Source organism: Kitasatospora sp. NEAU-CNBT7, from assembly GCF_057220535.1.
This window is the reverse complement of record NZ_JBXQQB010000006.1, coordinates 125,347-145,795: the sequence shown is the minus strand read 5'-3', so window position 1 is coordinate 145,795 and position 20,449 is coordinate 125,347. Positions and strand designations below refer to the sequence as shown.

24 protein-coding genes and 1 tRNA gene are annotated in these 20,449 nt (G+C 72.2%); 4 read left to right on the top strand and 21 right to left on the bottom strand.

Annotated elements, in window-relative coordinates:
* Window positions 1–175 precede the first annotated feature (175 nt).
* Entirely contained in the window at window positions 176–1,273 is a 1,098-nt protein-coding gene (locus AC2TEW_RS10680) for an ADP-ribosylglycohydrolase family protein (protein ID WP_484623137.1), read from the top strand.
* Between the two features lie 166 nt (window positions 1,274–1,439).
* Here the strand turns inward: AC2TEW_RS10680 and AC2TEW_RS10675 are convergent, their stop codons facing one another.
* From AC2TEW_RS10675 to AC2TEW_RS10665, 3 genes are all read right to left on the bottom strand, one after another.
* Complete coding sequence (locus AC2TEW_RS10675; protein ID WP_033821260.1) at window positions 1,440–1,649, bottom strand: DUF397 domain-containing protein; 210 nt, start codon at window positions 1,647–1,649, stop codon at window positions 1,440–1,442.
* Window positions 1,646–2,506: a helix-turn-helix domain-containing protein gene (locus AC2TEW_RS10670; protein ID WP_484623136.1), complete on the bottom strand. Its 861-nt coding sequence runs from the start codon at window positions 2,504–2,506 to the stop codon at window positions 1,646–1,648. The genes AC2TEW_RS10675 and AC2TEW_RS10670 overlap by 4 nt, the downstream gene beginning before the upstream one ends.
* Before the next feature lie 593 nt (window positions 2,507–3,099).
* The gene (locus AC2TEW_RS10665) at window positions 3,100–3,807 is read right to left on the bottom strand and encodes a GOLPH3/VPS74 family protein (protein WP_033821261.1); all 708 of its coding nucleotides are present in this window, start codon (window positions 3,805–3,807) and stop codon (window positions 3,100–3,102) included.
* A 320-nt stretch (window positions 3,808–4,127) separates the two neighbouring features.
* Here AC2TEW_RS10665 and AC2TEW_RS10660 point away from each other — a divergent pair, with 320 nt between their 5' ends.
* Window positions 4,128–6,365, top strand: coding sequence for a D-alanyl-D-alanine carboxypeptidase (locus AC2TEW_RS10660; protein WP_484623135.1), 2,238 nt, complete (start codon window positions 4,128–4,130; stop codon window positions 6,363–6,365).
* Here the strand turns inward: AC2TEW_RS10660 and AC2TEW_RS10655 are convergent.
* On the bottom strand, window positions 6,304–7,233 hold the full coding sequence (locus AC2TEW_RS10655; RefSeq protein ID WP_484623134.1) for a YhjD/YihY/BrkB family envelope integrity protein: 930 nt from the start codon (window positions 7,231–7,233) through the stop codon (window positions 6,304–6,306). The genes AC2TEW_RS10660 and AC2TEW_RS10655 overlap by 62 nt on opposite strands.
* Window positions 7,234–7,889: 656 nt before the next feature.
* Window positions 7,890–8,654: a polyprenol monophosphomannose synthase gene (locus AC2TEW_RS10650; protein WP_484623133.1), complete on the bottom strand. Its 765-nt coding sequence runs from the start codon at window positions 8,652–8,654 to the stop codon at window positions 7,890–7,892.
* A 507-nt stretch (window positions 8,655–9,161) separates the two neighbouring features.
* Between AC2TEW_RS10650 and AC2TEW_RS10645 the strand changes: the two genes are divergently transcribed.
* Window positions 9,162–9,234 (top strand) — tRNA-Arg (locus AC2TEW_RS10645).
* A gap of 95 nt (window positions 9,235–9,329) precedes the next feature.
* Here AC2TEW_RS10645 and AC2TEW_RS10640 read toward each other — a convergent pair.
* From AC2TEW_RS10640 to AC2TEW_RS10570, 15 genes are all read right to left on the bottom strand, one after another.
* Window positions 9,330–10,496 (bottom strand): tyrosine-type recombinase/integrase, encoded by a 1,167-nt coding sequence (locus tag AC2TEW_RS10640; protein ID WP_484623132.1) that lies wholly within the window; start codon window positions 10,494–10,496, stop codon window positions 9,330–9,332.
* Window positions 10,496–10,714 (bottom strand): excisionase family DNA-binding protein, encoded by a 219-nt coding sequence (locus AC2TEW_RS10635; RefSeq protein ID WP_484623131.1) that lies wholly within the window; start codon window positions 10,712–10,714, stop codon window positions 10,496–10,498. Before AC2TEW_RS10635 ends, AC2TEW_RS10640 begins: the two co-directional genes overlap by 1 nt.
* Window positions 10,699–12,126: a replication initiator protein RepSA gene (gene repSA, locus AC2TEW_RS10630; RefSeq protein WP_484623130.1), complete on the bottom strand. Its 1,428-nt coding sequence runs from the start codon at window positions 12,124–12,126 to the stop codon at window positions 10,699–10,701. The genes AC2TEW_RS10635 and repSA overlap by 16 nt, the downstream gene beginning before the upstream one ends.
* Entirely contained in the window at window positions 12,123–12,815 is a 693-nt protein-coding gene (locus tag AC2TEW_RS10625) for a DNA cytosine methyltransferase (RefSeq protein WP_484623129.1), read from the bottom strand. The genes repSA and AC2TEW_RS10625 overlap by 4 nt, the downstream gene beginning before the upstream one ends.
* A gap of 58 nt (window positions 12,816–12,873) precedes the next feature.
* On the bottom strand, window positions 12,874–13,044 hold the full coding sequence (locus tag AC2TEW_RS10620) for a hypothetical protein (protein ID WP_359886743.1): 171 nt from the start codon (window positions 13,042–13,044) through the stop codon (window positions 12,874–12,876).
* Between the two features lies 1 nt (window position 13,045).
* Window positions 13,046–13,231: a hypothetical protein gene (locus tag AC2TEW_RS10615; protein ID WP_484623128.1), complete on the bottom strand. Its 186-nt coding sequence runs from the start codon at window positions 13,229–13,231 to the stop codon at window positions 13,046–13,048.
* 95 nt (window positions 13,232–13,326) lie between these two features.
* The gene (locus tag AC2TEW_RS10610; protein ID WP_484623127.1) at window positions 13,327–13,866 is read right to left on the bottom strand and encodes a GGDEF domain-containing protein; all 540 of its coding nucleotides are present in this window, start codon (window positions 13,864–13,866) and stop codon (window positions 13,327–13,329) included.
* A 77-nt stretch (window positions 13,867–13,943) separates the two neighbouring features.
* The gene (locus AC2TEW_RS10605; protein ID WP_484623126.1) at window positions 13,944–14,480 is read right to left on the bottom strand and encodes a DUF6197 family protein; all 537 of its coding nucleotides are present in this window, start codon (window positions 14,478–14,480) and stop codon (window positions 13,944–13,946) included.
* Window positions 14,477–14,680 carry a hypothetical protein gene (locus AC2TEW_RS10600; RefSeq protein ID WP_359886752.1) on the bottom strand — a complete coding sequence of 68 codons (204 nt, stop codon included), beginning with the start codon at window positions 14,678–14,680 and terminating at the stop codon, window positions 14,477–14,479. The genes AC2TEW_RS10605 and AC2TEW_RS10600 overlap by 4 nt, the downstream gene beginning before the upstream one ends.
* A 13-nt stretch (window positions 14,681–14,693) precedes the next feature.
* Window positions 14,694–14,885 (bottom strand): mobile element transfer protein, encoded by a 192-nt coding sequence (locus AC2TEW_RS10595; RefSeq protein ID WP_484623125.1) that lies wholly within the window; start codon window positions 14,883–14,885, stop codon window positions 14,694–14,696.
* A gap of 14 nt (window positions 14,886–14,899) precedes the next feature.
* Entirely contained in the window at window positions 14,900–15,580 is a 681-nt protein-coding gene (locus AC2TEW_RS10590) for a DUF2637 domain-containing protein (protein ID WP_484623124.1), read from the bottom strand.
* 3 nt (window positions 15,581–15,583) lie between these two features.
* Window positions 15,584–15,823 (bottom strand): hypothetical protein, encoded by a 240-nt coding sequence (locus tag AC2TEW_RS10585; protein ID WP_484623123.1) that lies wholly within the window; start codon window positions 15,821–15,823, stop codon window positions 15,584–15,586.
* 83 nt (window positions 15,824–15,906) lie between these two features.
* Window positions 15,907–17,277: an FtsK/SpoIIIE domain-containing protein gene (locus tag AC2TEW_RS10580; protein WP_484623302.1), complete on the bottom strand. Its 1,371-nt coding sequence runs from the start codon at window positions 17,275–17,277 to the stop codon at window positions 15,907–15,909.
* Window positions 17,278–17,297: 20 nt separating this feature from the next.
* Window positions 17,298–17,645, bottom strand: a complete 348-nt coding sequence (locus AC2TEW_RS10575; RefSeq protein WP_484623122.1) for an SCO3933 family regulatory protein — start codon at window positions 17,643–17,645, stop codon at window positions 17,298–17,300.
* A gap of 136 nt (window positions 17,646–17,781) precedes the next feature.
* Entirely contained in the window at window positions 17,782–18,561 is a 780-nt protein-coding gene (locus AC2TEW_RS10570; protein ID WP_484623121.1) for a GntR family transcriptional regulator, read from the bottom strand.
* A gap of 17 nt (window positions 18,562–18,578) precedes the next feature.
* Between AC2TEW_RS10570 and AC2TEW_RS10565 the strand changes: the two genes are divergently transcribed.
* Complete coding sequence (locus tag AC2TEW_RS10565) at window positions 18,579–19,058, top strand: NUDIX hydrolase (protein WP_359886805.1); 480 nt, start codon at window positions 18,579–18,581, stop codon at window positions 19,056–19,058.
* 1 nt (window position 19,059) lies between these two features.
* On the opposite strand, the gene AC2TEW_RS10560 is transcribed toward AC2TEW_RS10565, so the two are convergent.
* Window positions 19,060–20,031, bottom strand: a complete 972-nt coding sequence (locus tag AC2TEW_RS10560; RefSeq protein ID WP_484623120.1) for a nuclease-related domain-containing protein — start codon at window positions 20,029–20,031, stop codon at window positions 19,060–19,062.
* Between the last annotated feature and the right edge of the window lie 418 nt (window positions 20,032–20,449).

Here is a 20,449-nt window from a genome sequence, read left to right as displayed (position 1 = left end):
GTCGGACCCCGGTGGCCTGCGGATGTCCCGACATCAACAAAATGTTGAAGATCTGGCGTCCGGGGCCGGGAGGCGGACGTCCGAGGTCGGGAGGTGAACCCGACAACCTCTTCGAATACAGTGCGGTGGCGCTCGAACGAACGCGGGCGCCCGCCGGACGAAAGGCCCCTCTGTGATGCCCCTGTGGTCACGCGCGCAGCAGCAGGACTTCCGCAGCCGGGTACGGGGCTGCCTGCTGGGCGGGGCGATCGGTGACGCACTCGGCGCCGGGATCGAGTTCGAGTCGCTGGAGAAGATCGTCGCCGCCCACGGCCCGAAGGGCGTCACCGGCTACGTCCCGGCGTACGGACGGCGCGGCGCGATCACCGACGACACCCAGATGACGCTCTACACCCTGGACGGCCTGATCCGGGCGCACATCAGCCGCGACGGCGGCAACTGGCACCCGCCCACCGACGTCCACCGCGCCTACCTGCGCTGGGCCGCCACCCAGCGCGACTGGGGCCCGGACGAGCGCCGCCCCGACCTCGGCTGGCTCGGCCGCGAGGAGTGGCTGTACGCGCAGCGCGCCCCCGGCCAGTCCTGCCTCTCCGGTCTCTCCGGCCCGGACGCCGACCGGCTCGGCACCGTCGAGCAGCCCCGCAACCCGCACTCCAAGGGGTGCGGCACCGTGATGCGGGCCGCGCCGTTCGGCCTGCTCACCGCCTGGGAACCCGGCCTGGTCTTCCAGCTCGCCGTCGAGTGCTCGGTGCTGACCCACGGCCACCCCACCGGCTACCTCTCGGCCGGCGCCTTCGCGGTGATCGTCCACACGGTGGCCCGCGGCGGCACCCTGGAGGAAGGGGTGCACCTCGCCCTCGCGCTGCTCTCCGAGCGGCCCCGGCACGAGGAGACCACCGCCGCGCTCCGGGCCGCCCTGGACGCCGTCCGGGCCGGCGCGCCCTCGCAGAAGCGGGTGGAGGCGCTCGGGGAGGGCTGGGTGGCCGAGGAGGCGCTGTCCATCGGGCTGTACTGCGCGCTGGTCGCCGAGGACGTGAAGTCCGGTCTGCTGCTGGCCGTCAACCACTCCGGGGACAGCGACTCCACCGGTTCGGTCTGCGGCAACCTGCTCGGGGTGCTGCACGGGGAGACGGCACTGCCGTCCGAGCTGGTGGTCGAACTGGAGGGCCGCGGCGCCATCCTGGAACTGGCCGACGACTTCGTCCTGGAACTCATGCACGGCCCGGAACTGCACGGCACCGAGGGCTGGCTGACCCGCTACCCGACGGGCTGACCCCCGGCCGCGCCCTCCGCCCCCGGTGCACGATGGCCCCCGGTGCACGGTCGCCCCCGGCACGCAGCGGTGGCCCGTATGCAGCGGCGCCCGGTACGCATCGCTGCCCGTACGCAGCGGTGCCCGCCGCGGGACGGCGGCGGGCACCGGGTGTGCGACGGACCGGTCAGACCTCGCCGAAGGCGCCGGCCGCGGCCGCGGCGGCGAACGCCGCCCAGCCCTCGTTGGAGAAGTGCAGCTGCGGGCCCTCGGGGTCCTTGGAGTCACGTACGGCGATCGAGACGGAGCTGGGGACCGCGATCTCCACGCATGCGCCGTTGCCGCCGCTGTGGCTGCTCTTGCGCCAGGTCAGGTTGCTCGTGGACTTGGTGCTCATGGGGCTCTGAACCTCTCTACGTAGTTGTGGATCAATGACCGGCTCTCCGCGACGCTGAGTGCTGCGGCCCGCAGGTGGTCATAGAGATTGGTATAGCGGCGGACGTCGGCGTCCTTCTCCAGGTAGAGATCGCTCGTCACCCCTTCGAAGTAGACAACTGTCGAATCCGCGGACTCGGGGAACTCCATCAGGGAGAATGTCCCGGTCATACCGGGGTGTGCCCCGTAGTCGAAGGGGATCACCTGCAGGTTGATGTTGGCCCGCTGGCTCAGCGTCAGCAGCTGGTCCAGCTGATCGGCCATCACCGCCGGGCTGCCCACCGCCCGGCGGAGCACTGCCTCGTCTATGACCACCCACAGGCTCCCGAGCTGGTCCTCGCCGTAGATCCGGTCCTGCCGCTTCAGCCGGACGTCCACCCGCCGCTTGATCGCGCCCGGATCGGTGTCGGGCTGGGTGCCCGCCACCACCGCCTCGGCGTACTCCCTGGTCTGCAACAGGCCCGGGATGAAGGAGGATTCGTAGGCCCGGATCGACGAGGCCTCCGCCTCCAGCCCGATGTACACGCTGTACGGGATGTCCCCGAAGTCGTGCCACCAGCCGCGCTGCCGGGACTCCCGGGCCATCTCCATCAGACCGGCCCGGATCCGTTCGTCCGTCACCTCGTAGACGTCGCACAGGTCGCGCACGTCCCGCTGGCTGATGCTGCGACGCCCGTTCTCCAGCCGGCTGATCTTCGACTGGGAGACCATCAGGCGGCCGGCCACCTCTTCGGCGGTCATCTGCCGCAGTTCACGCAGGCGCCGCAGCTCGGCACCGAGTCTCCGGCGCCGGACTGTGGGATTGACGCTGGTGGACACATCGACCTCCGGCCGGTCCTCTGGCGCGGCGGACGGCGCGGCGCCTCGGAAGAGTGTGGAAATTGGTACCAACCCCCTGATGTGGAGCAGCATGCCATCTCGTCTCCGGTCCGTGCCGGGGAATCACCTGAGCGCAGTAGAACAGATCATCGGAAAACCGTTCATTCCGGATCATGGGACTTGCGCTCCGACCACCCTTGGCGGTAGAGGCGTTCGCGTCGCACGGCTACGCCACCACCTGGCCGTGCACCGCCTCTGACGGCGGGTCGGGCCGAGAACCTGACGGCACGTCGGACGGCGGCCCGGTCCGGCCCGCCGGATCCGACTGTATGCCCTCGCACGGACGGTGGGGCGTGCGGCGCCGGTGCCGGTGCCGGTGCTGGTGCCTGCGCGGTGGGCGGTCCGCGGTGGGCGGCGCGCGGCGCGCGCTCGGCGGGTGGGCCGGACCCCGCCGTCCCGTCCCCTCGCGGTCCCGTCCCGTCCCGTCCCGGCCTGGAACGGCTGCGGGGCGGCCCGGCCGGCGTCTGGTGCGCCGGGCGGGACCGCCCCGAGAAGTGCCTAGCCGCCGGACACGCCCTAGCAGCGCGCGCCGGTCATCGCGCGCCCACCCGTGCTGCCACACCACGCCCCGGTGCGGGTCGGCCGGGCGGGCTCGCCGGCGCGCGGTTCTGCTGGACCGGCAGGCCGTTCTGCACGTCCATGACGGCGTGCGCGACCATCCCGCCCAGCGGGTCGTAGCGGATCAGGTCGCGCAGCCGTGACCGCGAGGACCTGCCCTCGTTACCGGGGTAGAGGTGCTTCCCCAGCCCGACCGCGTGGGCCAGCGCGGCCAGCGCCGCCGTCCGGGGGTCCGGCGGCACGCCGGTCCGGATCGCGGTGTCGAGCCGCTGCTTGATCGCGCCATTGGTGCAGTCGTCGGACGCCTGATAGCGCGTCGTCGGCAGCACCCCGCACATCTGGCCCGGCACCGCCGTCACCATCCCGCACCGTTCGAGGTGCGCGAGGTACGTCTGGCGCAGCCCCAGCCGGGGCCCACCGATCCAGTGCGCGGCACGGACCGGACTGCCACGTCGGCGCAGCAGTTCCAGTGCGTGGTCCAGGGTGGGATCACCGGTCGGCCGGGCCATCACCACGGCGATCCGATCTCCGTCCGGGACTATCCGTCCGGCCAGGGACAGCTCCACCAGCTGTGCCCCGGCAAGTCCGAGGTCGAGGGTCTGCGGCTGCGCCGTGGTACCCGTGGCCGGGTCCAGTGCGAGCAGCAACAGCTCCTCGGGAATTGTTCTGCGGCTCCTGCCCATCCAAGCCTCCCCGCGTGGATGAATGACAGAGTGACGCCTCTCACACAGGCTTGTCGAGTACGCCTCCGAATCGTGACCTTGCCGCACAAGGCCCCGTGAGCCGGGGAACCGCCGCCGAAGGGCGCAGCGTCTGAACCGGGGAGCAGCCCGGGCGGGCGCAATAACCGCCGGTCGGGCGGGGTGCGCGCGCCCCCGGGGTCTCCGGTGTCGGAGACTGTACTGCTAGCGGAGCAGGACGAGAACCTGCGCGAAAAAAGAACTCGGCGGTAACTCGACGGTCGGCCCGGGCAGGGCCGGGCGGACAAGGAGGAGTGGGTCACGTGGGCGAGTCCCCCGACGGAGTGCGCAACGACGGCGAGAGCGGGCCGGCCGAGCCCGAGCAGGCCGGGTCGGGTACCGGGTCGAGCAGCTCCACGGTGCAGCTGCGTGTCCAGGATCTGGACTCCCGCACCACCGCGCTGCGCCTGCCGGTGGACAACGCCACCACGGCCCTGCGGGTTCCGAAGGAGGTCGTGGCCGCGGCCGAGGCCGAGGTCGACGCCAGGGCCAAGGCCGGGACGGCAGCCAGGAACGACAGCCGGCCGCAGGACCGGGACGGGTCCCGGGCCGGCGCGAGCCCGGCCGGGCGGGACCCGGAGGACCGCCCGGACCAGCAGGAACCGGCCGGGGACCGGGACGGGTCGGACCGGTCCGCACGGCCGGTGCCCGAGGCGTCCGAGGCGCCCGGGGGCGGTGCGGGCCGGGCGGGCCGCGACGGATCCGTGGCCGAGTCGCGGGACGGGCAGGCGGGGCCGGGGCCGGCCGCCGCCGCTGCCGCCGCGGCCAGCGCGAGCGTCCGCCCGGCGGGTGCTGACCCGCGTCTCGCCATGCGGGACAGCCGGGAGGGTGCGGGGTCCGCGCTGAAGGGGGTCGCCCCGGCGGCGGACAAGCCGGTCGGCGGGTCCGTTCCGGAACCCCCGCCCAGCCCGCTGCCCGAGCCCGCCCCGGAGCCGGGCCCCTCTCCGGAGTCCGAGCCCACCCCCTCGCCGGAGCCGACCCCGTCACCCGAGCCGACCCCCTCGCCCGACCCGCTCCCGGGTCCCGGCCCGAAGCCGTTCCCGGTGCCCGACCCGGCCGGCTCGCGCGCGACCGCTCCGGCGGCCCCGGCGGCCGCGTCCGTCCGCACCCCGGTCCCGGCCGCCGCGGCCGCGGGTGCCCCGCCGGTGTCCCCGCCGCCGACGGCCCCGCCGTCGTTCCCTTCCGGGCCCGCGCCCCGACCGGCCCCGCAGCCGGCGCCCGGTCCGGAGAACACCGTCGAGGCGATGGAGGTGCTGGCCGCCCTCAGCCGCCGCCCGGTCACCCCGTTCCAGCGGGCGGTCAAGCGGGCCACCATCTGGACGGTCTTCGCCGCCGTGGTGCTCGGCGCCCTGGTGATCGGCCAGCTGCTGCGGCCGCTGCCGGACCCCAAGGCCAAGCTGGGCCTCGCGAACAGCTTCACCTTCACCGGCGACCAGCTGAACGTCCCCTGGCCCGCCAAGGGCCAGGCCGCGGCCGAGGTGGTCGGCGTGGGCAGCCTCGGCAGCTCCGGCCCGGACACCCCGGCGCCGATCGCCAGCGTCACCAAGGTGATGAACGCCTTCCTCATCCTCCAGGCGCACCCCCTGAAGAAGGGGGAGACCGGGCCGGTCATCACCGTCGACAAGCAGGCGGCCCAGGAGTCCAACGACGCCGACCAGTCCAAGGTGACCCTGACCGAGGGCCAGCAGCTCAACCAGTACGAGGCGCTGGAGATGCTGATGCTGCCCTCGGCCAACAACGTGGCCCGGCTGCTGGCGCGCTGGGACTCGGGTTCGGAGGAGGCCTTCGTCAAGAAGATGAACGACCAGGCCGCCCAGCTCGGCATGGCCAACACCACCTACGCGGACCCGGCCGGCTACAACAACGACACCAAGAGCACCGCGAAGGACCAGCTGAAGCTCGCCGAGCAGGTCATGAAGATCGACATCTTCCGGCAGATCGTCGCGGAGCCCGACACCAAGTTCAACGGCCAGCGGGTCTTCAACACCAACGAGATCCTCTCGCCGAAGAACGGGGTCATCGGCGTGAAGACCGGTTCCTCCACCCCGGCGGGCTCCTGCCTGATGTGGGCGGCCGTCAAGGACGTCGGCGGCGTCAAGCGGATGATCCTGGGCGTCACCCTCGGCCAGCCCGCCACCAAGGAGGAGCCCAGCCTGGTCAAGGCCGCCCAGCCGATCAGCATGAAGATCATCACCGCCGCGCAGAACGGCCTGGCCGGCCAGACCCTCGCCAAGCAGGGCGACGTCGTCGGCCACGTCGACGACGGCCTCGGCGGCAAGGTCCCGGTGGTCGCCGCCAAGGACCTGACCGTGGCCGGCTGGTCGGGCATCACCGCCAAGGTCACCCTGGACGCCACCAAGCTCGGCCACACCGCCAAGGCCGGCACCCAGGTCGGTACCGTCTCGGCGGGCGAGGGCGACGGCCGGGTCGAGGTGCCCGTCACCCTCCAGTCCGACCTCGCCCCGCCGTCGATCGCGTCCCGCCTGTTCCGGCTGCTCTGACCGGCGGAGGCTCGACACCGCACCCCTGAACCCCGGGCCCGGCGCCCCCGGCGCCCGTGCTCCCGCCGCCGTCCGTGCTCCCGTTCGCGGGAACGTCGGGCACCGCGGGAACGCCGCCCCAACTGCCCGGCTCGGTGGCGGTGCCCAGCCACCCGGCGATCACCGGCTCCTCCGCGACCACCCGGCCCAGCACCATGGCCAGCGTCAACGCCGCGAACAGCACGATCAGCCAGGACAGCGCGGTGAACACCACCCCGTACGGGCCGAACTTCTGCACACTGCGACTCATCGCCCCCGGCAGGTACACCTGTGCGGCGATCCCGACCAGCCCCTGGGTCACCCCGCACAGCAGTGCACCGGGCAGCAGGGGGTACCAGCGGACTCGGCTGAGCAGCAGCAGGTGCTGCGTCCACCACCACAGCGCCGAACCGGCCAGGAAGGCCAGCGGCAGGCCCAGCACGGGGCCGAGCCCGAAGCCCCTCCGGATCGGCACCTCGAACACCAGGAACACCAGCCAGACGGCCAGCCAGACCAGCCAACGCCAGACCGCCAGCCGGGCCCTGGCCCGGGGCATCTCCCAGCAGCGCTCGCAGACCCGCTGGAGGGCCCTGCTGAGCGCGGTGGCGGACAGCAGGGTGACCAGCGCACCGAAGACGCCGAAGCTCTGTGTCACGTCGTCGTGGCTGGCCGACAGCAACTGCTGCACCTGCTGCTGCGCGGGGCCCTGCAGCCCGAGGTGGTCGCGGAGCGAGTTGGTCACGCCGTTGCGGACCGTGGCCGGCGCGAACACGGCCACCACGAACAGTGCGGGCAGCGCGCTGAGGAAGGCCTGGGCGGCCAGGCGGGTCGCGTTGTCCAGCAGGTTCACCCGGATGAGCTGCGCCGCTGTCCGGCCGACCAGCGGGATCCGCTCGGGCGCCGTCTTCGCGTGGTCGGAGAGCCGGGCAGCGCGGCCCCTGGTCCGCGCCCAGCGCCCCGACCCGGCCTCCGGGGACGGGGAGCCGGTCGCATCGGGACCGGTGGGCTCTGCCAGGCCGGTGGGTTCTGCGGGGCCGGTGGGTTCTGCGGGGCCGGTGGGCTCTGCGGGGCCGGTGGGCTCGTGGGGGTTGGTGGGTTCTGCGGAGTCGGTGGGGTCTGCGCGCTCAGTGGGTTCCGCAGAGCCGATGGTCTCCGGGGGCCCGGCGGGCTTCCCGGTGGCGCCGGGCTCAGCGGGGGCGCCACGGTCGCCGGGGCCGCCGCGACCGCCGCTCGGCGGGTCTGTCACGGGCACCTCCCGGAGAAGGTCGATGCCTCATGGTCGCCCGCGCCCAGCACCACCGCACCCGGGCCCGCTACCTCCTACCCCCCCTGACGTCCGACTCCCTACCCCCACCCTCCCGATTCCTGACTCCCTTACTCCCGGTCTACTCCCGACCCGCTCCCCGGGCGTGTACGCGCGCAAAGCTGCGGGCCCGGGCGCCTTGCGGCGGCCCGGGCCCGTCAGTGGTCCACGTCGATGTCCACGCACACGTCCGTGCGGGGGAGTCAGCCCTTCTTGGCCGTGAGCTTCTCGACCCGCGCCTTGACGCCCCAGGCGGTGACCCGCCAGAGCGCCTCGACCACGATGTTGCGGCTCATCTTCGACGCGCCGTGCTCCCGCTCGACGAAGGTGATCGGGACCTCCGCGACCTTGAACCCGCTCTTGACGGCACGCCAGGCGAGGTCCACCTGGAAGCAGTACCCCTGGGAGGCGACCTGGTCCATGCCGAGACCGAGCAGGGTCTCCTTGCGGAACGCCCGGTACCCGCCGGTGACGTCCTTGATCGGGACGTCCAGCATCAGCCGCGAGTAGAGGGAACCGCCGCGTGAGAGCATCAGCCGGGACTTCGGCCAGTTCACCACGGCGCCGCCCGGCACCCAGCGCGAGCCGAGCACCAGGTCGGCGCCGCGCAGCGCGGTCAGCAGCCGGTGCAGCTCCTCGGGCTGGTGCGAACCGTCGGCGTCCATCTCGACCAGGACGTCGTACCCGTGGTCGATGCCCCAGCCGAAGCCCGCGAGGTAGGCGGCGCCGAGGCCCTCCTTGCCCTTGCGGTGCATCACGTGGACGTTGCCGTCCTCGGCCGCCATCTTGTCGGCGAGCTCGCCGGTGCCGTCCGGGCTGTTGTCGTCCGCCACCAGCACGTGGACCTCGGGGACGGCCTCGCGGACCCGGGAGACGATCCGCTCGACGTTCTCGGCCTCGTTGTAGGTCGGGATGATCACCAGCACCTTGCCGAGATCGGCGAAGGTGCTCTCCTGGGCGGCAGTCACGTCTGTGCCTTTCACTGTGCTGTGGCGCGTCGGCCTGTCTGGCCTGCACGTCGGCTACCGGCGGCTGCCTACCCGCAGCCACACTGTCAGTCCGCGAACACGTCGGACCTCGGTCGGGTGAATACTGCCCGGAGTGCCCTGGTTCGGTCCACCGTGGGGGTCTGCAGCGGCGTATCACCCGTGCCGATGGTAACGAGCGACACCCGGCCTCGTTTCCGTGTACCCCGCAGGCACTGTTGTGCACCTGCCGGCGGCCGGACCTCGCGGGCCGTCCGTCCGGGCGGCCGACGCATCTCGACGCGGGCGACCCCGGAGCCCGATGATAGGCGACGCCCACCCTCCCGACGGCTTGTGGCCCCAGCGGGACCACCGGGACCACCGGGATACGGCCACCACGCCCCGCCCGCGGACGCTCCCCGACCGCAGTCCCAACGGGGGAGATCTTCGGAGGCGGCATCCGCTAGTCTGTCATGGTCGGTCGCCCAACCTGGTTGGCGGCCTTCTTCAGCCTCAGTAGCTCAGGGGATAGAGCACGGCTCTCCTAAAGCCGGTGTCGCAGGTTCGAATCCTGCCTGGGGCACAACGCCGCTCGCGGCGCAGAACGTCGGAAGGGCCAGCTCACGAGGATGATCCTCGGAAGCTGGCCCTTTGTCATGGGTACGGCCGGCGGGCTGCTCAGCCCTGCTGTGCCACACCCGTGCCAGATGGACCCGGCGGAGGCTGCTCGCCGAGCGCCTGTCGGACGGCCTCACCCATCCTGTCGGCGAGGAGCCGATCCCGCTCACTGGTCATGTGCTGATAGATCAACGCGGCCCGGGTGGTGCTGTGCCCCATCCTGGTCATCAGCTCCCGGGTACTGGCCCCGCTCTGCGAGGCGAGGGTGTTGCCGGTGTGCCGAAGATCGTGGAAGTGCACGTTCTCGGTGATTCCGGCCTTGGTGCGTGCGGACACCCAGTCGTCCCGGAAGTTGCTCCGGCGGAGCTTGCCGCCCCGGGGGCCGACGAAGACGTGCCCGTCCGGACCCTTCTCGGCGAAGTGCTCCAGGTGGTGCCCGAGCGCGGGGACGATCTCAGCGGGAAAGGCCACCGGACGGAATCCCGCGGCGCTCTTCGGTGCCTTGTCGAGCAGCTTGCCGCTGTTCAGCTCGGCCTGATTCCGGCGGACGCGGACGAGGCGCGCTCCCAGGTCGACATCCCGCCGGCGGAGCGCGGCCAGTTCGCCGAACCGGAGCGTGGTGAAGGCGGTCACCAGGACGAGGGCCCGCCACCGGGGACCGATCGCGTCCGCGACGGCGAAGACCTCGGGCACGGTGAGCACCGGGCGCTCCGGCACGTCGTAGGCGTCGGCCCCCTTGATCCGGCACGGATTGCGCTGGATCAGCCCGTCGTCCACCGCAGTGTTCATGATCGCCCGGAGCATTTGGTACGCCTTGACCACGCTCGGCTCACCCACCCCGGCGTCCAGAAGCGCGGAGCGCCAGGAGCGGACCCGAGGCGGGGTGATCTCGGCGATGGTCCGGCTGCCCAGCTTCGGCGCGATGTGCAGCCGGAGGATGGTCGCGTACCGCTCGCGGGTGCTCTCCTCCAGTTTCCGATCCTTGAGCCAGGTCGAGGCGAAGTCCCCGAAGTTCACGGCGCCCGCGTCCGGGTCGGTCCACTTGTTGGTGACGATGGACGCCTCGATCACCGTGAGGGCCACTTCGGCGTCCGTCTTGGTCGCGTAGGTCTCCTCGGCCGGGCGGAGCTGTCCCGTGAGCGGATCGCGGTACCGGACCTGCCAGCGGCCGGAGGCGAGCCGGCGGACCGAGCCGAAGCGCCGGCGGGTGCTCTTGCCGTTCGCCATCAGGCCGCCGCCCGCAGCCGACGCGGCCGGGTGATCGGCTGCACGGTGTTCGACTCGATGAAGGCGGCCAGGACGCTCTCCCTGATACGGACGTGGCGTCCGACCTTCACGAAGGCGATGCGACGCTCCTCGATGAGTCGCCGAGGGAAGCGCTCCTTGCTGGTCTCCCAGGTGCCGAGCAGCCTGGCGGATTCCTGGACGGTCAACAGTCGGTCCATGCGGGGTTCTCCTGTTCGGCGAGCTGGGCGAGCAGTTCCTGTCGGTCGGTGGTGCGGCGTTCGTGCAGTTCGCGGGCGATGGTCGCGGCGAGCAGGGATTCGCCCGGGGAGTTCCCGGCACCGGCAAAGGCCCAGTGGGCGAGGACGAGGGTGTCGGTGTCCGGAAGCTCGTCCAGGTCGGGGAAGCCGGCTTCCAGGAGGCGTTCGCGCAGACCGCGGCGGGCCTCATCGGCGCGGAAGTCGGCCCGGACCTGGCGGAGCGCGCCGAGGGTGGTCGAGTACGTCGGGGACTTGCTGGAGAAGTGGCCGCGGAAGCCGAGCATGTGGGACCAGTGGGCGAGCAGCCGATCCGGGTAGAGCGGATCGAGGTCCCAGCAGGTTTCGATCAGGCGGCGGGTGTGGCCGGGGAGGTCATGCCGGTCCAGCTCCTGGCGCTCCAGGACCCGGCGGTCGACGGTCTCGGTCGTCTCCGCGCTCTTGGTGGCGTACTTGGCGACGTAGGAGGCGACGGCCTGTTCGGAGATCTCGCCGGAGCCGAAGGCGCCGATGGGCCGGACGTCCACCTGCTTGCCCCAGTCGAGGACCCGGGCGGGAAGGTGGCCGACGGCCGGGATCGGGACACCGGCCCGACGGGCTGCCGCGCGGATCGCGTCGTCCAGCAGAGCGACCGAGGCCCAGGACGGCGGAGGCGAGTCGGGACCGGCCGGGCCGTCGATGCGGATCACGGCGTGGAAGTGGACGGCGCCCCGGCGCTGGTACTCCGCGACCTTGCCGAACGAGATCTTCGCCTGTTCCTTGAACTCCCACTGGTAGAGCCCGGCCATCTTGGCCATCACCCGGAAGAGGTAGATCGTGAAGCGGCGCCACAGGTCGGGTGCGTGGTTGTTCCACAGCACGGCGTGCGCGTAGTCGTACGTGTCCGGGTCGAGGGGCGTGCCGATGATCGGTGAGCCGTCGGGGTGGTCGGTGCCGCAGCGGCAGCGGCCGGTGTCCGGGCGGTTGTGGACCGGGCCGAACGAGGGCGCGGTGAGGGTGGCGAACACCCGCGGGTGTTCGCGGACGGTGGTGGGGATCCCCTTGGTCTCGTCCCCGGCGAGGCCGGCGCGGATCAGGTGGAAGGTGTCGGCCGAGTAGGTGCGGGCGCACGAGGTGCAGCGGGAGGCCCGGCGGTTGCCGCAGGCGACCTTGAGCCGGTGGCCGGGTTCGTGCTCGGTCGAGTACCGGTGCAGGACGTTGCCGGTAGGCGTGTGGATCAGGCTGCGGAACCCCGTGAGATGGATCGGGTTCGAGCAGCCGCCGGTGCGGAGGATCTGGTCCTGGAGCCGGGGCAGGTCACCTCGGGCGGCGAGCCTGCCGAGGTCGTTCACGGCGATGTGGTCGGGCACTCCCGGGGCGAACGTGGCGGCGGTCAAGCGGCCACCTTCGTCCCGATGGTGGCGAGGAAGCCAGCGGCGATGTGGGCGGTGTAGGCCGGGGGGATGGCTTCGGCGATCTCCCGGCGGACGCTGGTCCAGTGGATGCCCATGGCGTCCTGCCACTGCGGCACCGTTCCTTTGCCGCCGCCCTCGCCGTAGACCGCGAAGTACGGACCCTCGTACCAGCGACCGTGCCGCATGCCGGCGACGCGGCCCCGGTGCGGACGGTGGACGGGGGCGGGCGCGGTGAAGCCGTGAAGTTCGAAGTAGCGGTGCCGGATGACGCCGAGGTCGAACATCTCCCCGCACAGCGTCAGGTCCCGGCGGAGCGGGGAGCCCTGGACGTTCTCCAGGACGAAGGGGACTCGGGCGGCGGTGAGGACCTGGCGGAGCGGGTCGACGAGGTCTGGATAGGTGCGGCCCTTGTTGGTGCCCTTGGTCAGCGCGGTGTGGGTCTGGCAGGGCGGCGAGGCGTGGACCAGGTCGAACAGGTGGGCGTTCGCCGCGGCGTAGGCGACGGCGTCGGCACGGTGGAACTCGAACGGGTAGTTGGGCTGCGGGTCGATGTCGATTCCCACGACCTCGAAGCCCTGGGAGTGGTAGCCGACCGCAGCACCGCCGGCACAGCAGCAGAGGTCGAGGACGCGCAAGCCGTTCGCGGGTCGAGCGGGGAGCAGGTGGTTCACAGGGATCACCTCCGGGTGGCCCCGGGACCGGAGCGTGGGCGGCCCCGGGGCGGTTGGGTCAGGACTGGTCGGGCGCGGGCTTGGCGTGCTGCTCGGTCCAGGTCTCGGCGCAGACCTTGTGGGCGGGTTTGCCTCGGTCCGAGCGGAGGTTGGTGGGCTGCTCGCAGACGCCGCAGGGGGCGGGCTTGTTGTCCCAGTGGCGGGAGTCGCGCCAGTCGAGGAGGGCCATCTCAGACGGCCTTGGCGGTGGCCAGCGGACGGAGGGCGAGGCCGAGGCCGCGGCAGGTCCGGCAGTTGACCAGGACGGTGGCACGGGACCCGTCGCGCAGGCGGGTGCCGGTGGCGATGGCGGCGCGGGCGAAGCCGTCGCAGTCGGGGCAGATACGGCCCGGGGTGTGGGCGTGCTGGGGCATCATGAAGGTCTCCTTCGTGGGCTTCGGTTCGTGGAGGGGTTGCGGTCCCCGGGTCGGTGGGATGCTTGGCGGCTTTTGCCGGCCCGGGGATCGGTCTTTCAGCGACGGCGGGAGGTGCGGCCGTCGGGCTTCTGGGCGTACATGGCGCGGTCGGCGGCGGACAGCGCCTCGGTCAACAGCAGGGCCGCGGGGTGCGAGGCGCCGACGGACGCGCCGACGTCGAGCAGCAGGACGCCGTGCGGGACGGGTTCGTGAAGCGCGGCGTACAGCGCCGGGAGCCGGTCGGCCGAGTCGAGGACGACCGCGGCGAACTCGTCGCCGCCGAGGCGGGCGGCCAGGCCGTGAGTGCCGCACCAGTCGGTGATCCGGCGCGCGGTGGCCGACAGAACGGTGTCCCCGGCGGCGTGGCCGTGGGTGTCGTTGACGGCCTTGAAGTCGTCCAGGTCGATGAGCAGGACCGTGACGCGGTCGGGGTGGGAGCGGATCAGCCGCTCGGCCCGGGCGGTGAAGCCGTCGCGGGTGAGCAGTCCGGTGAGCGGGTCGCGGCGGGCGGTGGCCAGGCGGCGGGCGAGCCAGGTGCTGTGGGTGGTCCAGCCGAGGATCGGGACGCCGGCGGCCAGGAGCGGGGCGAGGTCCATGGTGCGAGTCCTTCCGGAGCGGGTTGCGGAGCTCCGGGGCGGCGGGATGCTTGGCGGCTCGGCCGCCCCGGGACCGGTCAGATGCCGAGGGACAGTGCGCGGGCGGACGCCCGGTCGAGAAGGTGGTGCACGTCGGCCTGCCGGGTCGTCGGGGCGTCGTTGTAGACGTCCGGGGAGGTGACGGGGCGGCCGGTGGAGTGGAGGACTTCCATCACCTGGATCCGGGCCCGGACGACGGTCTCCGGGAGTCCGTAGCCGTTGGCCAGCACGGCGGCTTGGGCACCGAGTAGGCAGACCCGGCCGGCGGTGTCCCAGAGCGCCCCCTGCGTCCAGCCGAAGGCCGAGATGTAGCGCGAGGCGAGCCGCAGGTGGTCGGCGACGGTCACCGGCACGGGCCGGGCCGGACGGTTGGCGAGCCGGTCGAGGAGCGTCGGCCGAGGGAGCGGGTGACCGGCGTTCCAGGGCTGGAGGGTGCTGCCGAGCGGGCAGACGTACGGCACGGTGGGCCGGGCCGCGGCGGGGATCGTGGCAAGGTACGCCTCGATCTCGGCGACGAGGGCGGAACCCTCGGGGGTGAGCGCGAGCGGCCCCCAGGCCAGGACGGCGGTGGTCACGGCCGGTCCTGTTGGGTGCCGTTGACGACCTGGACGCCGGTGCGGGTGGTCCCGTCGATGACCGGGGCGAGGAAGGAGTGGGCGAGGTAGAAGCCGAACAGCCCGATCACGACGGCCACCCAGAGGCGGATGCCGAGGAAGCGGACGACGGCCCAGGTGACGATGCCGAGCACGAGGACCAGGGGCAGGGTGATGGTCACGGTCGATCTCCTGTCAGCGGACGGTGCAGCGGTGGGTGCGGGCGGCGATCTCGGCGGCGGCACGGCCGGTGTACTCGGCGGAGAAGCCGCAGCGCGGGGCGGTGCAGACCGCGGTGTGCATCTCTCGGCCGCGGCCGTCGTAGTAGGTGGCGACCTGGACGGGGCCGAGGCGGACGACGTTGCGGGGGCGAATCGGGCGGGGCATGGGATGAACTCCTGTCAGGCGAGTTGTGCGGCGATGGCGTCGGCGAAGTGCGGCGGGACGCCCAGGCGGGCCCGGAGGGTGTCGGTGTCGATCGGCCGGCCGGTACGGGCCCGGTGGTCGTCGGCGACCTTGCGGGCGTGGTCGATCAGGGCGGCGGGCACGGCCACGGCCGGCGGAGCCGGGGCGGCCGCGGTCGGCAGGGCGGGCAGCGGTTCCGGTGCGGCGACGGGCTCGGGAACGGGGTCGGCGGCGGCCTGGTCGACCGGCTCGGCGGTGGCTTCGTAGAGCGGGAGGTCGGCTTCCTCGTCGGCGGACTCGCCGTGGCCGGCAGGGCTGTGGGCGAGGAGCGTCCCGCCGAAGAAGGCGAGCGCGGGCCAGCCGGCCACGAGGATCCGCAGCCAGGCCGGGACGTCGACCAGGTCGAGGAGTCCGGCGGTGGCGACGTTGGCGCCGAGCGAGGCGGCGAGGGCGATGCCGAACCACGTCCAGGCCGACCGGGCCGAGTGACCGGCGGCGCGGAGGATCCGCATCCGGCGCCAGGCGGCGACCAGGAGCAGATCGACGGAGACCGGGTAGGCCCACGCCTTCCATCCGTGCTGCCCCGCCGCTTCGGCGATGTCGTGGAGGTGGGCGAAGGACAGGGCTCCGGCGATGGCCGCCTGGATCAGGACGGCGTCCGGGCGGGGCAGGCGCATCGGTCAGTCGGCCTTCACCTGGGTGGCGGCGAAATGCTCCAGCGCGGCCAGGTAGGCGGTGGTCTCCCGCACCAGGGATCGGGCGAAGGCGAGGTGGTCGGGCAGCGAGGTCGTCTCGCGGGCGGAGAGCGTCAGGTGCACACCGCCGCCCCAGATGGCCAGGATCGGGGTGCGCTCCTCGCGGTAGTCGTGGCAGCTCACCCGGGACTCACCGTCGGCGGAGAAGGACATGGACGCGGTCATTTCGGGTCCTCTCGGATCCAGTTCGGGCATGGCGGGGGTAGGGACTTGGCGCGGGGCGGCCGCGCCGGCCGGAGGGCGGGCTCCTACTCGGTGGCCGGGTTCGCGGAGAACCGGGGCGGCATCGAGGGCTTGGGCGGGATGACGGCCGCCGGTACCACCGGGCGGAAGGCGGCCAACGTCGCCAGGTCGGGCACGAGGTGCGCCGTCTGCTGGCAGATCGCGGCGGCGTCGGCGAGGGACAGGTTCGGTGTCCGGATCCGGGACCAGCCGCCGGAGGTGTCACCGGCCACGGCGGTGCCCGGCATGTCGGGGGCGATCTGCGTTGCGGTGAGTACGGCTTCGGGCGAGATGTCGGCGAGGCCCATTTCGGCGGTCGGCTTGTCGTTGACGCGGTGGACGACGCGGCCGGTGAGCTGGGCACGGAGCATCGTTGCGCCCCGGCCGAGCTCGGCCCCGAACCGCTGGCCGCAGATCTCCATGAACATCCCGGCGGCCCGGCCGAGCTGGGCGAGGCGGATCAACTGCGTGACCATGTGGTCGCGCCGTTCCTCCTCCTTGCGGGTGGGCACCAGGAACAGCTCCGCGACCTCGTCCACGATCACCACGACGGGCACCGGCCGCAGCTTCGCTGGCAGGCCCCAGATGTCCGAGGCGATCTCTTCGGCCGGGACCGCCCGGGTGATCCCCTGGTACTGGCGGATCAGGTCGTACCGGTCCTCCATCTCGCGGACCAGTGCGTCCAGCAGCGCCCGGGCCATGTCCGGATCGGTGGCGAGCGCGGACAGCCGCGGGGCGAACGGGGCCTGTTCGACTCCCCTCTTGCAGTCGATCCCCACGAGCGCCACGTCCTGCCGGGCCAGCTCGGTGATCAGGTTGCGCAGGTACACCGACTTGCCGGTCAGCGTCGCGCCGAGCGTCATGCAGTGCGGCACCGCCCGGTAGTCCCGGGTGTACGCCGTGCCGTCCTCCCGCATGGCCACGGGCACCACCAGGTGAGCGGACGGCGGTCGGCGCGGCATCCGGACCTTCCGCAGGACGTCGAAGCCCGTCATCCGCAGCTCGACGACGCCGGGCTTGATCTCGGCGACGTGGACGGCGTGGACGCCCCAGGCGTGCCGCAGTCGCTCGGCCGAGGCCGCGACGTCGGCCGGTTCCTGTCCGGGCGCCAGCCGGAGCCGGACCCGGAGGCCGGTCGTGGTCGGCCGGACCCGGCGGATCCGCGGCGGCACCGGGCGGATCTCCCGCCGGGTCGTGGCCCGGGTGACCAGCACCCGCAGCCGCGACGGAGCGACAGTCAGCCCGCACGCGTCCATCGTGCTGCCGTACGTGGTCGAGAACCGCAGGGCCGTCACGGGCAGACCGACCGTCGACCAGAACACGGCCGGAGCCTTGGCCCGGGCGTACGCGGCACCACCGGTGACGGCAGCGAGCGAGCCGCCGAGCCCGGCCAGCATCAGACCCCCCGACACGGCGGTCAGCCCTGGGCCGTGGCCGGGACGAGCGAGGTCACCGCGGCCGCGCGGAACGAGATCCCGTGCCGCTTCTGGCCGTTGAACTCGTTCTCCCAGTCGCGCGCCTTGAGCCCGGTCACGGCGACCGGCATACCGATGCCGAGCCCCTCCGAGATGCCGGTCTCCGGGACGGAGACGGTGTACAGGTTGGCCTCGCCCTCATCGGCGATCGTCAGACCGACGGTCATCATCCTGGCGCCGGTCTCCCGGTCGGTGGCGATCTCGCCGGTCTGACGGTTCGCCACCTTGAGCGCCGGCGGAACGGCCACGAAGACGAAGGCGGTGGAGGTGTCGACCTTGAACACAGCCATGGCTGCTCTCCTCTAGATGAGGCTTACTCCTGCACTCATGCACAGGAGTGATGAGTAGAAGAGTGCCCGACTCCTGTACATGAGTCAACCCGCCGCGAGAAAGAATCTTGCGGCGGGTCGAGTGGGTGAGCGTCCGTCAGTCCTTGGCGGCGAAGCGGTAGTCGAGAACGAACTGGTCAGCGGCCATGACGGTGTCACAGACCTCCACCACGCGGCCTTCCGAGGTGATCGCGTCGCGGACGAGATGGATCACAGGTGACCCCGGGCTCAGCGCGAGCGCGGCGGTCTCGGGCTTCGTCGCCAGGCGGGCCCGTACGGTCTCGGTGAACTCGGCGAGCTGGTAGCCGCGCTCCTCCAGCCGGGCATAGATCCCGCCACCGCCCGGGTTCTCCGCGAACATCTCGGGGATGTCCTTGACCACGTCCCACGGCAGGTAGGAGGTGGCTTCCTCGGTCGGGACCCCGTCCCGGAAGTACCGCCGCTTGCGGGCGAGCACCTGAGTGCCGGCGCGGACGCTCAGCCGGTCGGCGATCTCCGCGGGCGCCTCGGTCGGACCGACGAACAGCACGGTGACGGATGGCGTCCCGCCGGAGACCTCCGCCTCAGCGAGGTACGCGGCCTTGCCGGCGTTCCGGTGGGCCCGGCGGAAGCGGTCCGAGGACTTGCGCTGCACCGGGGGACGGGAGCGGACGAAGGACCCGCGGCCGTGGTGCGTCTCGATCAGCTGTGAGGTCCGCAGCTCGGCGATGGCCTTGCGCACCGTGCCGGAGGCGACGGAGTACCGCTGCATCAGCTCGGCCTCACTGGGCACCGCGGAGCCAGGGGCGAGAGCACCCGACTTGATCTGTGCGGCGAGATCATCGGCAATCTGCAGATACTTCGCCTTGGCCGAAGAGGCCACGTCATCACTCGCCATAGTCCTTCAGGGCTCCTATTCTCCTGTACATGAGTAACAGCGCCCCGAAGCCCCAGTCAACGCCGCTCCACTCCGTGTCGGTGGCCGGCGCTGTCGTGCGCGAGGATGGACGGGTCCTGGCCATCCGGCGAGCCGACAACGGGACCTGGGAGCCGCCCGGCGGCGTTCTCGAACTGACCGAGACCGTCGAGGACGGCGTCCGCCGCGAGATCTTCGAGGAGACCGGGCTCAAGGTCAGCGTCGAACGGCTCACCGGCGTGTACAAGAACGTGACCCGCGGAGTCGTCGCCCTGGTCTTCCGCTGCCACCCCGAAGGCGGGACCGAGCAGCTGTCCGACGAGTCGACCGCGGTCGACTGGCTGACCCCGGCCGAGGTATCCGACCGGATGGGCGAGGTCTACGCCGTGCGCATGCTCGACGCACTCCGCGACGAGGCAGCCCCGAGCATCCGCACCCACGACGGCCGGCAGTGGATCGGCGACCAGGCCGCCGGCTGACTCAGGAGCGCGGGGTCCGACGCCCCACCTGAGCCCAGACGCTCCGGCGGCGGGCCACGGTGAAGACAGCATCGACGCGGGCGGGCGTCAGCACCGGAGGCCGAGCCGCTAGCTCCGCGGCGATCTGCTCACCGGCGAGCACGTTCACCGCCGACTGTCCGTTGTGGATCAGCTTCCGTGCTCCCACGACCGCCACCACCGGCTGAACCGGCACGTCGAAGCCGCACCACCGGGCCAGCAGAGCGGCCGTCCGCCGTGCCTCGAACTCCGCGTTCTCGATGTACGGGAAGCTGTTCCGGTTGACCGTGACCCGCTTGTCGCCCACCCACACGGAGGCGCCGGGGTGGTGCTTGGTGTTCACGGTGAACACGCCCGGCGGCCCGATGACCACATGGTCGATGTCCGCCCCGCTCGGGAGCGGCACCCCGTGCAGCACGTACCAGCCGGATCCCCGGAGGCCGTTCAGCACGTTGCCGACAAGCTGTTCACCGTGGAGGCCGGTCACCAACTCCGGGCGGGCGAGGTTCGAACGGGTCAGCTTCACTGCGGCCCTGACCAACCAGTTCTGTCGGCTCTCTTCTGCTCGGATCATGCTCTGGACGCCGGTTCCAGGGAGGTTCCGGGCGAGATCGTCAGCATCGGACAGCGGTGCCAGCGGCGGAATCGACGTCGGCGGCCTGGTCGGCGGCGGAGGGGAGGTCGGCGAGGCCGGCGGCTTCAGAGGCAGGCGCTTCACGGAGGAGGGTGCCCCATGGCGCGGTGCGATCGTCAGCGGCGGGATCGGGCGCCCGCACGAGCTGACCCATTCTCTGATCTTCGCCATCGCAGCAGTCTCGAAGGCATCGTCGGTGATCTCGACAACCCCGGTCAGGCAGTCCAGCCAAGCAACGCTCTTCCCGCGGACACCGGCCAGGTTGACGTACAGCCGGTCCTTCCCGGGCACCCGCCACGGCCTGACCGTCAGTTCCTGCACGCTTCCCCCTCTGCACTGGCCCTGACACGAGATCAGCACGGGAGCCCAGCCCCTGACAAGAACGCGATCAGCCAAGCCCGGCGCCAGCGCCCGGCGGGGAGGGGGAGGGAAGGAGATGGGAGGAGGTTGTTACGAGTTTCGCTACTTAATCAAGGCGCGCACGGCGCGCCAGCGCGCGGCCCTGGCCGCTCGCCGCCGCCCCTGTCTTCGCCGGGCGGTCGGCGGCGGCCCGGCCGCGCCGGCGGCCAGGCGCCAGAGTGGGCAGAAGGTCAGAACCCGCCGGGGCTGGGGCGGGCGCCTCCGCGGTTTTACCCACCTGCCAGGCCCGGGACCCGCACCGAGCAAGACCGGGGGGCCACTCGGCCAAATTGCGGTCAGGCCCAAAGAGCCCTGACCGAGTCGCAACAGCTTACGGCCC

Excerpts from the sequence above, each read along its gene's own strand:
- AC2TEW_RS10580 (WP_484623302.1), bottom strand. The coding sequence starts at position 17,277 with ATGCTGGCCGGGCTCGGCGGCTCGCTCGCTGCCGTCACCGGTGGTGCC.
- AC2TEW_RS10610 (WP_484623127.1), bottom strand. The coding sequence starts at position 13,866 with ATGGACCTCGCCCCGCTCCTGGCCGCCGGCGTCCCGATCCTCGGCTGG.
- AC2TEW_RS10635 (WP_484623131.1), bottom strand. The coding sequence starts at position 10,714 with ATGGACCGACTGTTGACCGTCCAGGAATCCGCCAGGCTGCTCGGCACC.
- AC2TEW_RS10680 (WP_484623137.1), top strand. The coding sequence starts at position 176 with ATGCCCCTGTGGTCACGCGCGCAGCAGCAGGACTTCCGCAGCCGGGTA.
- AC2TEW_RS10665 (WP_033821261.1), bottom strand. The coding sequence starts at position 3,807 with ATGGGCAGGAGCCGCAGAACAATTCCCGAGGAGCTGTTGCTGCTCGCA.
- AC2TEW_RS10590 (WP_484623124.1), bottom strand. The coding sequence starts at position 15,580 with ATGCGCCTGCCCCGCCCGGACGCCGTCCTGATCCAGGCGGCCATCGCC.
- AC2TEW_RS10595 (WP_484623125.1), bottom strand. The coding sequence starts at position 14,885 with ATGCCCCGCCCGATTCGCCCCCGCAACGTCGTCCGCCTCGGCCCCGTC.
- AC2TEW_RS10585 (WP_484623123.1), bottom strand. The coding sequence starts at position 15,823 with ATGACCGCGTCCATGTCCTTCTCCGCCGACGGTGAGTCCCGGGTGAGC.
- AC2TEW_RS10570 (WP_484623121.1), bottom strand. The coding sequence starts at position 18,561 with ATGGCGAGTGATGACGTGGCCTCTTCGGCCAAGGCGAAGTATCTGCAG.
- AC2TEW_RS10675 (WP_033821260.1), bottom strand. The coding sequence starts at position 1,649 with ATGAGCACCAAGTCCACGAGCAACCTGACCTGGCGCAAGAGCAGCCAC.
- AC2TEW_RS10620 (WP_359886743.1), bottom strand. The coding sequence starts at position 13,044 with ATGGCCCTCCTCGACTGGCGCGACTCCCGCCACTGGGACAACAAGCCC.
- AC2TEW_RS10575 (WP_484623122.1), bottom strand. The coding sequence starts at position 17,645 with ATGGCTGTGTTCAAGGTCGACACCTCCACCGCCTTCGTCTTCGTGGCC.
- AC2TEW_RS10640 (WP_484623132.1), bottom strand. The coding sequence starts at position 10,496 with ATGGCGAACGGCAAGAGCACCCGCCGGCGCTTCGGCTCGGTCCGCCGG.
- AC2TEW_RS10615 (WP_484623128.1), bottom strand. The coding sequence starts at position 13,231 with ATGATGCCCCAGCACGCCCACACCCCGGGCCGTATCTGCCCCGACTGC.